This window comes from Alienimonas californiensis (assembly GCF_007743815.1).
Classification (GTDB): Bacteria; Planctomycetota; Planctomycetia; order Planctomycetales; family Planctomycetaceae; genus Alienimonas; species Alienimonas californiensis.
Genome location: NZ_CP036265.1, coordinates 2,316,554 through 2,330,773, shown reverse-complemented (window position 1 = coordinate 2,330,773; position 14,220 = coordinate 2,316,554). Strand labels below are relative to the sequence as shown.

General features: G+C 68.7%; 6 protein-coding genes. 5 read left to right on the top strand and 1 reads right to left on the bottom strand.

Annotation, left to right across the window (positions count from 1 at the left end; translation table 11 throughout):
* Nucleotides 1–355: 355 nt before the first annotated feature.
* Nucleotides 356–2,203 (top strand): ATP-binding protein, encoded by a 1,848-nt coding sequence (locus CA12_RS09075; RefSeq protein WP_145358646.1) that lies wholly within the window; start codon nucleotides 356–358, stop codon nucleotides 2,201–2,203.
* A 13-nt stretch (nucleotides 2,204–2,216) separates the two neighbouring features.
* Here the strand turns inward: CA12_RS09075 and CA12_RS23220 are convergent, their stop codons facing one another.
* Nucleotides 2,217–2,444 carry a DndE family protein gene (locus tag CA12_RS23220; protein ID WP_145358645.1) on the bottom strand — a complete coding sequence of 76 codons (228 nt, stop codon included), beginning with the start codon at nucleotides 2,442–2,444 and terminating at the stop codon, nucleotides 2,217–2,219.
* Nucleotides 2,445–3,119: 675 nt separating this feature from the next.
* Here CA12_RS23220 and CA12_RS09060 point away from each other — a divergent pair.
* The 4 genes from CA12_RS09060 to CA12_RS09045 all read left to right on the top strand — a co-directional run bounded on the left by CA12_RS09060 (nucleotide 3,120) and on the right by CA12_RS09045 (nucleotide 14,192).
* Entirely contained in the window at nucleotides 3,120–6,341 is a 3,222-nt protein-coding gene (locus tag CA12_RS09060; protein WP_145358643.1) for a site-specific DNA-methyltransferase, read from the top strand.
* A gap of 1 nt (nucleotide 6,342) precedes the next feature.
* Nucleotides 6,343–9,579 carry a DEAD/DEAH box helicase family protein gene (locus tag CA12_RS09055; protein WP_165700645.1) on the top strand — a complete coding sequence of 1,079 codons (3,237 nt, stop codon included), beginning with the start codon at nucleotides 6,343–6,345 and terminating at the stop codon, nucleotides 9,577–9,579.
* A 927-nt stretch (nucleotides 9,580–10,506) separates the two neighbouring features.
* On the top strand, nucleotides 10,507–10,920 hold the full coding sequence (locus CA12_RS09050; RefSeq protein ID WP_145358641.1) for a hypothetical protein: 414 nt from the start codon (nucleotides 10,507–10,509) through the stop codon (nucleotides 10,918–10,920).
* Nucleotides 10,921–11,159: 239 nt separating this feature from the next.
* Nucleotides 11,160–14,192: a hypothetical protein gene (locus tag CA12_RS09045; protein ID WP_145358640.1), complete on the top strand. Its 3,033-nt coding sequence runs from the start codon at nucleotides 11,160–11,162 to the stop codon at nucleotides 14,190–14,192.
* Nucleotides 14,193–14,220: the final 28 nt, after the last annotated feature.

The following is a 14,220-nucleotide window of genomic DNA, read 5'->3' as shown; positions in this document are numbered from 1 at the left end:
CGTGCGGGCGTGCATCCCGCGGGGGGACCCCGGGGTGTACCTACTCTTTCGGAGAGGCCAGCGGATCTACGTTGGCCGCAGTGACACGGACCTGCGGATCCGCCTGAGTCAGCACGTCGGGGGCGGGGCAACCGAGTTCGCCGCCATCGTCTGTCCCAGCCCTTGGTCTGCCTACCGGCTGGAGCGGGCGGCGTACCTATCGCTCCGCCCGCCGTGGAACCGCGTCCTGCCCCGCCGCCCGCCCGGCAGCTGAATCGACGCTCACGCTTAGCTTCTCACTGCACGATTTCGGGGTGTGTCCCCCCCGGTAATCAGCCTCACTTTCCCTTCTTTGATCAACACGAAAACGACAGCCATGTCCGACAATTTCACCACCTCCGAGACCGCCGAACTCATTAAGGCGGATACCGCCCTCCGCAGCCTCCGGGACTCCGGGTTCACCTTGGCCGACGCGATCGGCGAGTTGGTGGACAATCCGCTGGACTCCGGGGCGAAAAACGTCCGTATCGGCTATCGGGTCGAGGATCGGAAAGTAGGCCGCAAAAAGAACACGCGGCGGTTCCTCAGCGCCCTGGCCGTCAGCGACGACGGCACCGGCATCCCGCCGAACATCTTGCCGCAAACGCTGACGGTCGGCTTCAGCACCCGATACGGGTCCCGGACGACGGTTGGCCGGTACGGGGTCGGCTTCAAGCTGGCCACCATTAGCCAGTGCCAGCGGTTGGAAGTCTACACCCGACCCCGCTACTTGAAGGCCGTTCGGGCGAATCGGGACGCCGGGGAACAGTGGGCCCACCAGGAGGACAACGTCGATGGCCGAGTGTTCCGCAGCTACCTCGACCTGGCAGAGATCGCTGACGGGACGCAGTGTGGTTACGAAGTCGAGGAAGTCGACGGCTTCCCCGAGGAGTTCGCCCACCTGATGCCGGAAGGTGAATTTGGTACGCTGGTGGTGTGGCGGAAGCTAGACCGCCTGAACGACGACAAATCGTTCGGCTCGACGGTAGACGAGAAGCTGTCCGGCATCGAGTTCTTCCTGCGGCGGGCTTACCGGCGGTACCTCGACGGCGGGCTGAATATCGAATGGCAGGTCGGCGACGCCAAGGACGATGTGCCAGAACTCAAGAGCCTCGCCCCCTACGATCCGACGTTTCGCTTGGACGACCCGGAGTCTTACTGGATTGCCAACGACGAGCGGCCTAAAGGGGAGCCTGTCCGTACCATGGAAGGCGAAGAGGTGGAAACCGGGACCGTGACGGTCGACGGGGAGGAGGTCACGTGGCGGGTCTACTTAACTCCGAAGGAGACGCGGTGGCAGAAGGGTGGCGGCGGCGTGGAGGGGCCGTGCGAGGGGGAGGAACGGCTGTTCAAGCGGCTTTATATCCCGGAAAACGCCGGGAAGATCAGCTTCCTCCGTCGTGGTCGGGAGATCAGCTACACCACCGTGCCGCGGTTCCTGCCCGGGGGGGTCGACAAGATCGACCGCTATATCGGCGTGGAGGTCGAGTTCCCCCCCGCCCTAGACGAGTATTTCGACGTCCGGCACGTTAAACGCGGGGCGGAGCCGGTCGAGAAGCTGCGGGATCAACTCCGCAATGCGATCATCCGCCCGGTCAAAGAAGCGCGGGATCGGGTGCGGAAGCTGTGGAAGGAGAACCGCCCCGAATCCACGGGCGGGGACCTCACCGGGGGGCGGTCCTACGTATCCAGCTTGGCGGCCGCGGCGAAGGCCTCATCCCCGTCTGGCTTGGCCGGCCGCGGGATTACTGCTGAGGAGGAGGAGACGCGGCTCCGACAGGCGGCGGAGCTGGCTGGCGTGACTGACCCGGCCAAACAGGTGGAGTTCGTAGAACGGGCCCGGCAGAAGCCTTTCGCATTGTTCGAAGGAGCTTGGCCCGGCAAGAGTCTGTTGGACGTCGCCCACCTGACCAACACCCTTGCCGTGACGATCAACCGCCGGCACCCGTTCGTGAAGTCGGTCTACCAACCGCTCGCGGATGCTGTCCGCGACGGAGTTGATCCCGATGAGGCCGTCCGGTTGCTGGAATCGGCGAAGGACGGGATCGACTTGCTGCTGTGTGCCTACGCTATGGCCGAGAACCGCAACGCCGAAGATCCGGACGAGGACTTCGGTGATCTGCGGGAGGATCTCGGCAGATTCGCTGCGGTGCTGGCCGACCGGTGGGCCAACCGGCAGGAATGACGCCGGCCGGCGGCTACGACGCGGCGCCGACGGCGCCGCAGACGCCCCCACCGATCAAGTCGTCCACCCCGCTGATCCCTCGGTCGCCTGCGAGGTAGCCGACGCCGCGGTGCAGGTGGCGGTGGAATTCCTGGACAACTCCCCTACCGTCGTTTGCGGCAATGCCGTCCTCCGTGCACCTACAGCGAATCAAAGAGGCGTACAGGTCCGCATCGCCGCCGGCGAAAGTTCGCCACGTCATTTGGATGCCTCCGTCGCCGGCGGGGCCAGGATCGCGGGGGCAGGCTAGGATCGCGGGGGCAGGCCAGACCGCCGAAGCGGGACCGTACGCCGCGGGAGGCTCCAGCGCGGGGGAGGCACTGCGGAGGTTGTGGGGCGTGTTGAACGTCCCACCCGCCGACGTGCTGCCGCTGCCCGGGGCGACCGCGGACCGGCAGACGTTTCGCCTGGAGCCGACGGTGCCGTGCGGAGACTGCGAGGGGAGCGGGCGGTACGTCGGCTTCAACGTCACGGTGCCGTACCGGCAGTGCAGGGGTGCCGGGCGGGCCTATGGGTTCCGCCCGTCGATCGCTCTACGGGGGTGCCGGGAGGGCACCACGGCCCTTCCCCATTGTTGATAGGTACGTCCGCGGGTTCGGAACGAGATATCGGTTGCACGATGGGCTGGGCGATCCGCACCGGCTTACATGTAAACCCCCACGCGCAACCGCTTGTGCCGCTGTTCGTTGCGTCCGTTCTGGGGAGGACGGGGGGGCGCCGACAGTCCCGCGTCGCCCGATCGGCCCCCGACGGGGACGGACCAATCAGTCCACCGGCCCGGGCGGCGTTGCACCTGTTGGCGGGGGTGGCCATCGTGCCGGCCCCCATCCCGCGGTGAGCGGGGCGTTCACAGACTGCGGATTGATTGACCGGCGGCATGGCGAAACGGAAGAAGGCGACGGCCGCGGAGACCGACACCTACCGGCACGCCGCCGACCGGGCGAACAACCCGCCGGCGGCGTTGGCATCGGAGGGCGTCACCCCCCCGGCCCCGCCGGCCAGCTACGCCTACAGTCCCCGCCGCGATCCGGTGTTGCGGTCCGATCCCGACGGGGAGCACGTCCGCCTGCTGCAAATCGCCCGGCAGCGCGCCCTCACCAATGACGAGGCCGACCGGCTGCAAGCGTTGCTCGCTGATCGGGAGCCGTGGCTGGAATGGGCCGGGAAGCGGGAGGATCACGCCCGCGGTCGCTTCCAAACCGATCCCGTCGCCCTGCACGTCCACGAACGGTTGAGCGCCGAAGCGATCCTCGCCTGCGCCAAACGGGAGGACGTGCAACGGGACCTGTTCGCCGACCCGGAACTGGAATACCGCGAAGCCGTCCAGTTCTACAAGCACAAGATCGACTGGTCGAACAGGCTGATCTTGGGCGATTCGCTCACCGTAATGAGCAGCCTCGCCGAACGGGAGGGATTGGAGGGCAAGGTTCAGATGATCTATCTCGACCCGCCGTACGGCATCAAGTTCGGCAGCAACTTTCAGCCGGAGGTCGGCAAGCGGGACGTGACGGACCGTCCGGACGACCTCACCCGGGAGGCCGAACAGGTGCGGGCCTACCGCGACACTTGGCACCTTGGCGTGCATTCGTATCTCGCTTATCTCCGCGACCGCCTGATCGTCGCCCGCCGCTTGCTGGCCGACACCGGCAGCGTGTTCGTTCAGATCAGCGACGAGAACCTGCACCGCGTTCGGCAGGTGATGGACGAGGCGTTCGGCGCGGGAAACTCGCTGTCCATAATCCCATTCAAGACAACGTCGAACCTTGGGGCGGACGTGCTGTCCGCTGGGGCGGATTATCTGTTGTGGTATGCCAAAGACCGCGATCAAGCACGTGTTCGTCTACTGCACGTGCCCCGCACCTTAGCTGACGACAAAGGGGGGCGTTACACCCGTCTCGAACTGGCAGATGGTGAACGCCGTGTGATGGACTCTGACGAGCGGGGCGGGCAGGGGAATGTTCCAGACAACGCGAAGGTTTATCGACACGACAATCTCACCAGCCAGCGGCCGCGCGGAGCGGGGGACTTAGCAGCATATGATCTGCATGGCATTCGTTTCTCCCCTGGACGCGGGACGTTCAAAACCGATGAGGAGGGGCTAACGCGGCTCGCTGACGCCGAACGGCTGGGATATCCGACTAGGAACTCTCTGGCATACGTTCGCTTCCACGACGATTTTCCGCACACAGTTCTTTCGGGGGTATGGACCGACACGCAAACCGGCGCATTTACAGACGACAAGCTATATAGCGTTCAGACAAATGCAAAGGTTATCGAGCGCTGTCTGCTAATGACAACCGACCCCGGCGACCTCGTCCTTGATCCCACCTGCGGATCAGGGACGACAGGGTTCGTGGCGGAACAGTGGGGGCGGCGGTGGATCACGATTGACACCTCGCGCGTCGCCGTCGCCCTGGCCCGGCAGCGGATTCTCACCGCCAAGTTCCCCCTCTACCGGCTCCGCCCCGCCACGCCGGAGGAGCAGGCTGCCCGCCCCCACGGCACCTGGCTCCGCGGACCGAAGGGCGAGAAGGAACCGCATACCTTCGAGTACGCCACCGTCCCGCACGTCACACTGGGCAGCATCGCCCGCAACACGCACCTGAACCCGATCTTCGACCGGCACCGGCCGATCCTGGAGGACCGGCTGCGGGACGTAAACGCCGCGCTGGGCGAGGTGTCGGACGCACTGCGGGCGAAGCTCGCCGCCAAGCTGGCGGAGAAGATGCAGTCCGAAGGGCTGCGTAGCACCACTGACGCGGACCGCCGCCGCTGGCTGCTGCCGGGGACGACGAAACAGCAGATCGCCGACGCCTTCGCCGGACGGTCAAAGTTGAAGGCGAAGCACGTCAAAGCCGAAGCGGACGCCGTGCCGCCGGACGGCCGGTTTGAGCATTGGCACGTGCCATTCGACGCCGATCCCGACTGGCCGCAATCGCTGACGGGTGCCGTAGACGCCTACCGGGCGGCGTGGCGGGCGAAGATGGATCAGGTCAACGCCTGCATCGCCGAACACGCCGAGAGTGAAACGCTGGTGGACAAGCCGGAGGAAGTGAGGACCGGGGTGCGCGTCAGCGGCCCCTTCACCGTAGAGGCCGTCCAGCCGGCGGAATACGATCTAACCGGCGACGACGACCCCGGCAGCGGTCAGTTCGCCGGCGCCCCGGAGGAACTACCGGACGGGTTCGACCCGGCCGACGGACCCCCGCCGGCGGTGCAGGTGCGAACCGTCACCCCCCGCCGGGCGATGGACGCCGCCAACGCCGAAGCCTACCTGGACACGATGTTGTCCCGGCTGCGGAGCGGCGGGGTACAGTTCTTGGGCAACCGTTCGATGATCTTCTCCCGGCTGGACCGGCTGGGCGGGGAGACGACTGGGCTGCACGCGGAGGGGCGGTGGTCCGAAGCGGACGGGGAAGACGCCGACCCCGACGGCCCGCCCACGGTGGGCGTGATGGTCGGCCCGCAGTACGGCAGCGTGACCGCGAAGATGGTGGAGGAGGTGATCCGCCCCGCCCAGCGGCGATATGAAGACCTCGTCATTGCCGCGTTCAGTTTCGACGGCGCCGCGCAGGCCGTGATCGACGAAGCGACGAACCCCCTGCTCAACATTCACGCCGCTCACATTCGCCCGGACGCGAACCCGGCGATGGACGGGCTGCTGAAAGAGGGCGGGAAGGACACGACTTCGCAACAGCTATTTACGGTGTTCGGCAAGCCGCGGACGGACGTGCTGCGCAGCGACGGAGACACCTTCACGGCCGTAATGGAGGGAATGGATTTGTACGACCCGAAGACTGGCGAGGTCGCCAGCACCGGGGCGGAGAAGGTCGCGGCGTGGTTCCTCGACTGCGACTACGACGGGCGGACATTCTGCGTCTCTCAGGCGTTCTTCCCGGACCGGGACGCCTGGGGCAAGCTGGCGAAGGCGTTGAAGGGGGCGGTGGACCCGGACGCGTTCGCGGCGCTGTCCGGCAAGGTCAGCCTGCCGTTTGAAGCCGGCCAACATGGACGCTGTGCCGTGAAGGTGATCGACCCCCGCGGCAACGAGGTGATGCGCGTGCATGAGTTGCCGCACGAACTGCCGAAGGGGGCCTGACGTGGCGAAGCAGAAACCGACCGGCGCCGAACCGGCCGCCCCGCCGATCGTCCCGCCGGACAACCCGGTGCTGTGCAACCCCTATGAGGAGCCGCACGCGCACTGGTTCTATGATCGCTCGACCGGGCTGGCGAGCGAAACCCCCGGCCGCCGGCCGGGCGGGTTCTTCTATAAGACGGAGGAGGCCAAGCGGGCCGCCCGCGGTCGGCAGCAACTCAGCCTGCTGGCGGAGGAACAGCGAGTGGACTTCCCGGTCGTCAACCGGCTGCGGGAGGACGTGACGAAGTGGCGGGAGGCGGACTACCGGGGGGCGTCGAAGGTCACGAAAGAACTGCTGCGGCACTGGACTGATTCGGGCCGGGCGGAGCGGGGGCAGCGCCGGTTGTTTTTCTGTCAGCGGGAGGCGATCGAAACGCTGATCTACCTGCTGGAACTGCGGGTACCGGGGCGATCCACGGCGACGGGTTTCCGCAACTTCTCGCTGTCGGACGACGACCTGAAAGCGATGCTGGACGGCCGCCCGCCGTCGTTCGCCCCCGGCGGTGAGTTCAGCCTGACCGCGGACCGGAGCGACGACGAGCCGGAGGACTTCGCACAGACGTTGCTGGACCGGCCGAACGAGGCGGTCGCCGGGATTATGGACCCGACGCCGCTGATCCGGCTGGGCTGCAAGATGGCGACCGGCAGCGGCAAGACACTGGTGATGGCGATGCTGATCGCCTGGGCATTCTGCAATCGCTCCCGCTCCCCGGCCAGCCGGCAGTTCTTCAACGCGGTGCTGGTCTGCTGCCCGAACCTCACCGTCCGCGAACGGCTGGGGGTGCTGATCCCCGACTCGCCGGGAAACTACTACAAGGTTTTCGACCTGATCCCGGTTCAATACCGCGACGACTTCCCCGGCTCCGGCAAGGTGCTGGTGACGAACTGGCACAAGTTCGCCCCGGAGGGGGAACACACGCAGGGCGGCGTCACCGCCCCGGTGATCCAACTCCCCCCGGAGGACCCCGCCGACTTCACCGCCCGGGTGTTGGAGGAGTTCGGCACGCCGGAGGAGATCGCCGACCGGTTTCCCCTGCTGGTGCTCAACGACGAGGGGCACCACTGCTGGCGGCAGGCGTCGGAGCAGAAGGCCGACGAGGAGATCGCCGACCTCGACCGGGAGGAGAAGAAAGAAGCCGGCGATGAGGTCCGCACCGCGACCGTCTGGACCGCCGGGCTGGACCGGATCAACAACGCCCCCGCCGGCCGAACCGCGGGCGGGCCGCTGGGCGGGCGCGGGATCGGGGCGGTGGTGGACCTGTCCGCGACGCCGTTCTACATCGCCGGCAGCGGTCACGGGGAGGGCGTGCCGTTCCCCTGGCTGGTGAGCGACTTCGGACTGGTGGACGCGATCGAAAGCGGCATCGTGAAGGTGCCGCGGATGCCGGTGCAGGACACCACCGGCCGACCGGAGCCGCGGTACTTCCGGCTCTGGCAGACGATGAAGGACGGGATGGCCCCCGGCGAACTGGTGGGCCGGACCGGCAAGCCGAAGCCGGAGGCGGCGTGGGAGCACGCGCAGGACGCGCTCCGCCAGCTTTACGATCAGTGGGTCGAACGGTTCGGGCAGATCATGGGGGCGTCGGACACGGCCGATAAAACCCCGCCGGTGCTGATCGTGGTCTGCGACAGCACCGCCATCGCCGACGAGTTCTACCGCCGGATCAGTGGCGTCCGCGAGGTGACGGTCGTGGGGGACGACGGGAAGGAGCGGACGGAGACCGTCTGCGGCCCGAGCGAAACCTGCCCGGAGTTCGCCAACGTCCCCGGCGAACGGCGGACCGTGCGAGTGGACAGCCGGACGGTGGAGCAGGACGAGGCCCTGCGACACCTCGTCTCCACCGTCGGCGTGAGGGGCGAACCGGGCGAAAAGGTACGGTGCGTGGTGAGCGTGTCGATGCTCACCGAAGGCTGGGACGCCAACACGGTGACGCACATTCTGGGGGTGCGGGCGTTCGGCAGTCAGTTGCTCTGCGAACAGGTGGTCGGGCGGGGACTCCGCCGGATGAACTACGACCCCGACCCGGAGACCGGCAGGTTGCCGGTGGAGTGCGTGGACGTGTACGGCATTCCGTTCAGCGTGATCCCGTTCAAGGGGCGTCCGAAGGGGACGAAGGCCCCGGAGGATCAGCCGCTCAACAAGGTGCAGGCCCTGCCGGCGCGGGCCGACTTTGAGATACGGTTCCCGATCGTGGAAGCGTATGCGTTCGCCTACGGCGGCGGCCGGGTGGTGTGCGACCTGGACAAGGTTCCGAAGCTCAAGATCGACCCCTCCCACACCCCCACCGCGACGTTCGTGCGGGCATCCGTCGGCTACGGCGAGGGCGGGCCGGCGAGGAGCGAAGGGGTGCTGCGGTTTGAGGTGCAGGACCGGCAGCGGTTCTACGAGGAGACGCACCCCCAGCACATTCACTTCCTGATCGCCCGCGACGTGGTCGATCGGCTGACCACCTCCGCGGACGGGTCCGGCGGCGGGCCGGGGGGCGGCAAGCTGACGGGGCAGAACCGGGTCGAACTGTTCCCGCAGGTGCTAGCGGTGGTCGAACGGTTCGCTGCCGAGCGGGTGGACTACTCCGGCCAGAACAAACGGGAGTTGGGGCTGGACCGCTATATGAACCTCGCCGTCGATCGACTCGCCGAAGCGATCGACGTGAAGGGGCAGGACGGAGAGCCGCCGATCCTGCCGGTGTTGAAGCGGGGCAGCGACCACGGCAGCACCGCCGACGTGACGTTCGTGACCCGCAAGCCGGTCCGGGAGACGTTCTACTCTCACATCAACGCCGTGGTCGCGGACACGCAGACGTGGGAGCAGTCGGCCGCGTTCCACTTGGAACTGCTGGCGAGCACTGGCGTGATCGCATGCCACGCCAAGAACGACCACCTGGGGCTGCTGATCCCCTACCGCCACGCCAACACCGCCCACGTCTACACGCCGGACTTCCTCGTCCGGGTTTCCCGCCCCGGTGCCGACCCGCTCACGTTGCTGCTGGAGGTGAAGGGGCAGGAGGACGAACAGACCCGCCAGAAGCACGCCGCCGCGGAGAAGTGGGTGCGGGCTGTGAACAACTGGGAGCAGCTTGGCGAGTGGCGATTCGAGGTCTGCTACGACCCCCAACGCCTGCCGGACTTGATCGCTGCCGTCGCCGCCGGAGAACCCACGCCCGACCTGACGGGCGGCCCGCTGAAGCTGCGATCCTAGCGGATTGACCATCTTGACCACCCCCGCGCGATTCGCTGGGGGGGCGGGTCGTTTTTCCCGGGCGGACGCCACGCGAACCACGCCACTCGACGGGCGTGCGCCGCGGTACATTCCGGCCGGCGTTTTTCTCTCAATCGTGAACGGAAGCACCATGTCGGACAATCACCGGCCGATCCCCGCGGATAATGAACGGTACTGGGCACTCATAGGACGGGTTCTGCTGCCGTGGGCTGTGGCCGGAACTGCCCTGTGGGCGCTGATCGGACTTACGCCGGGTTGGGGGCAGGTACTGTTCGGGGGAAGCAATGCTCCGGCGGGGCTCGTCGCTGATTGGATGTCCCACGGAGACTTCCCGCTTCACCCGAGGAACTTAGTCCTAAGTTGGAACTATCCTGGGCAGCCGGGGGTGGCCGGCGGTGCGGCGATCGACGGGGCGATGAACAACCCTCCACCGTTTGCGCCTCCCTTGTTGAGCCTCCCCTCCGGCGGAATCCTCCTGCGTGCCGGGAATGGCCCTGCCGGTTTCTGGCTGGTCGCCAATATCGGGTGCTGGTGGCTGGCTCCTATTCCGCTGCTGTGGAGCGGCTTCAACGTCTGGCGGTGGGTCCGCCAAACGAAGTGACCGCCGCCCCTCGCGCGAGGGCGCTCAATCTGCTCAATCCGCCGGAGGGGTTGGCCGGACGGACTAACTCACTTTCCGCCGCGGTGGGAGAGCCGCACGCCGCCCGGGGGTGCCGGGAAGGACCCGCCGGCCGCCGAGTGCCACGGGCTCTGGGGCGAAGCGACAGGCCGGGACCGCTCTGACGCTGCGTTCGTAGCCCCCCGGCCGGGCCATTTTTCGTCGCCGCGTTTCTCCACCGGGGGACGTGGTTCGCCGGCCCGGGATCGGGGAAAAAAGAGGCCGCCCCCCTCCCCTATACTGTCGGCGTGACGGCCCCCACCGACCGCCCTGACGAGAGCCCCGCCCCCGACCCGCCAGACGGCGGCGGGGGGCTGGGGGGCACGTCCGTCGATCCCGTGAACCGACGGCGGGACCTCTACCTGTTGGAACGGGCCGCGGTCGGGCGGTGGGCGCTGCCGACGGCGGTGTACTTGAACGTGCCGGCCGCGATGGCGGAGGTGCTGAAGGACGGGAACGACCGGGCGAAGATCGCCGCCGCGAAGGTGCTGCTCGCCCTGCACGGTCAGAACCTCGCCGCCGACGCCGCGTCCGACACCCTGCACGCGATGGCCGGCGGCGGATGGGAGGACGACGCACCGGAGCCGCCGGGCCGCGTGGCGGTCTATCTGCCGGACAACGGCCGCGGCGCCGATCCGCCGCCGATTGACCCCTGCGGTTAGGGCTACCGGGACCGGCGACGATCCGGTGTGTGGTTTCGACCCGCTCCCCCGCCGGAAGGACCCGCGTTCGGTCTGGCGGCGACGTGGTGGCCGCCGGTACAGTGCCCCGCCCGATCGGCGCCGGTGCCGTTCGGGATCTTCATGCCGGCAGGGGGAGTTGCTGCCCCCGCGTCCGGCCCGACGGAGGGACGCACACCCCCGCCGCCGGGCCGGACACCGGCGCCTGCGCGAGGTGTGCAATGCTGGCGACTGTGTACCCCGTCAACGGGGCCGATTCCTTCCGCCTAGACGTAACTGCGGGCGAAGCGTGGGGTCTGCCGGACGGGCACCCCGCTCTGAGCGACCGCGACGCCCTCGCCCTGTCGCTGGCCGACCGTGCGACGCACGCCGGATGGGGGCTTGAAGATTGGGACGGGCCGACGTTGTACCCGTTCGTGGAGGGGCGGTGGCTACTGGTGGGGAAGTCGGACGACGCGACGACGCGGGGCGAGCGGGCGGGGGTGGACGGGCTGTGGCTCTCTTGGCGAGCCGCCGAAGACCTGATCGAACGGTGCGGCGGCGAAATCGCACCGCACGACCCCGGACGGTGGGAGCGGCTGACTCGCCCCCCGGGCCGCCGGCGGTACGCCCCGGAGCCTGCGACGCTGCGTCAGGGAAACCGGGCGCGATGGCGGTGCGTGCTGCCGCCCCGGGGCCGCGTCACGCTCCAGTTCCCGGGCGGGCGGGACGACTTGGACGGCCGGGAGTGGTACGCCCTCGCCGACCCTGCCGTTGACTCGCTGTTCGGCGGGGAGCGGTTGCTGGTGGTTCGGGACGGGGCGGACGACTGGCGGCGACTGCTGGCGGTCGTACCGAACGCGGAGACCGCCCGCGTCTGCGATGCGCCGCACCACCACGTTCAGCCGCTGAACGACGATGCCGTGCGCGGATTGTTCGCCGACCGCGGGGAGCCGCTGCCACCGTGCCTGGACCTTCCCCCCGGGCGGACCGTCGCGGAGCAGGAGGAGGACGCCGCACTCGCCCGGTTCAACCGTTACGTCCGGGCCGCGACGACGATGGGCGGAGCCGACCAAGTGCCTTGGCCTGCGGCCCCGTACCTGATCTGCGCGGAGGGAGCCGAGTTTGAGTTTGTCGGCCGCCACGCCGAGCGGGCGGAGCGGCTGATCCGCGGCCGGCTGGTCGGACCGATGGAGGCCGCCGGGATGCTGGAACGTGCCTCTTTTTTCGACGGGGAGACCGGTGACGCGGAGCGGCTGGTGGGGATCGGGATCGACCTGTACCGGCGGACCTTCGCAGACTTCATGGAGCGGGCCGGTACCGACACGCAGGGCGAGTGGTGGGCCGAGCAATTCGGCGAAGCGGCGTCGATATTGCCGGGAAGAATCGCGGCGGACTTGTGCGGCTCTTTTGAAGGGGTCGAGCCGGACCGCGCTCTGCCCGATGCCGGTCTGTCCGCGATGATGGACGCCCGGCTGATGCGGGAGCGGGAGCGGCGGGAAGGAGATCGGGCGGCCGCCGAGGCACAACGGCGAAAGGAGCGGGAGTCCCGCCACGACGCCAAGCCGGAGCCGCCCTCCGATCCTCCCGGCCCCGTCACCGTCCGCCCGGCGAACGGTGCAGAGCCGTTCTTGCTGAACGTCGCCGACCTACCGGCCGGCGGGTGGGCCGAGTTGAACGACCCACCGAAAGGAAGACTGCCGCTCTCAAGTATCGAGTCTACCGGCGAACCCGCCCCGCACTGGTCGATGTACCGCGGGCGACACCTGATCGCTTGGCCGAACGCCGCCCCGGACGCCGAGCCGTCCGTCCTGCTAACCTACCGTGTCGATGAGTTCGGCAAGGGGGAGCCCGGCCCCGGGGAGGCGCTGGGGGAGTGGCTTGACGGAGAGACCGCCCGCCGATTGGAAGAGTGGGACGGGGCCGTCCCTGACGCCGACGCGACGCCCCCGCGGCCGGCGAAACCTGCGGGCGAGCGGCCGGCGTTCCTCGCCCGGACGCCGCCGACCTTCGCCCCGGGCGAGCCGGTGCCGGTCCGCCACCGGTTCAAGGTCCCCCCGCCGTTCCCCGCGACCGGCCCGGACGGGCGGCCGGCGAGGATCGACACCACCGCCTGGGATGCGTGGCCGCTGGGCACGAAGGGGAACCCGGTCGAAGGATTGGAAGACTGCACGCTGTACCGCGTCCCGCCCGGCCACCCCGCCGGCAACGCGAACGCCCCGCTGTGGCGGCTGGTCACGCGGCTGGAATACGAAGACCCCATCGCCCCGTTCTTCCCCCCGCCGATGGTGGAGGAGACGACGTTCGTAGACCTCACCCCCGAGGGGGCGGTGCGGGAGTTGACGGAAGCCGGACGCAACCTGCCGCGGGAGTTGGCCGGCGCGGCCCCGGCGCCCAAGGGGCGGGGTTTCGGGGTGGTTGGCTGGATCGAGGCCGACGGGCCGAACCGGCGTCCGGTGGCGATCCACGCCGGGCCGGGCGGGTGGGAGCGTTGGGAACTGTCCAGCGTTGGCGACCCGAGCCGTCTCAGCGGGCGGACGGAGGTGGCGTTCTATCGTGAACCGCCGGACGTGAGCGGCGGACGACCGCTGTGGTGGCGGGTGGAGTCGGAGTTCTTCTATGGCTCCCCCGACGAGATCGGGGAAGTGGAGCGGCATGCGGCGTGGGAGGTATCCGGTTCGGCGGTGCGGGAGGAACTGCGGGCGGCCGGGAAGCCGGTCCCGAGGGAACTAGACGAGCCGCCGGACCCCGACGGGCCGGGACCGATTGCCGAAGGCCCGCCGACTGCGCCGTCACTTAGCACGGCGGAGCCGGAGCAAGACGCCGGATCGGCTTCCGCCGCCGACGGCCGGACTGTGGAGCCCACCACGCGGACCGCGGATGCCGCGGGGGCGAACCCGGCGGACGGCCGCGACGGTTGGGAGGCGTGTGGCCGGTGGCTCTTTCGGCGGGGGGAAGAAGCGCACTTTGCGGGGGTGACGTTCTCAATGACCGGTCGCACGCGGGGCCGGGGGTGGCGCATTCTGAACGAACTGGCCGCCGCGTCGGGCAGGACGTTGACGCTGTCTGCGGCGGCCGACGCCGCCGCCGCAGACAGGGCGAACCCGCCGGACGCGAGAACCCTAGGCACCTACCTGTCGGACCTTCGGGGACTGCTGCGGGACGCGTTCGGAATCAGCCGGGACCGCGACCCGCTGCCGCCCTCCGGCACCGGAGCCGACCGGCATGTCCGTCTGGACGAGGGGCTGTTGGAAGCCGCCGCGGCGGGGCGGTGAAGCCCGGTCGGAAGATGTTGTGCGGCTG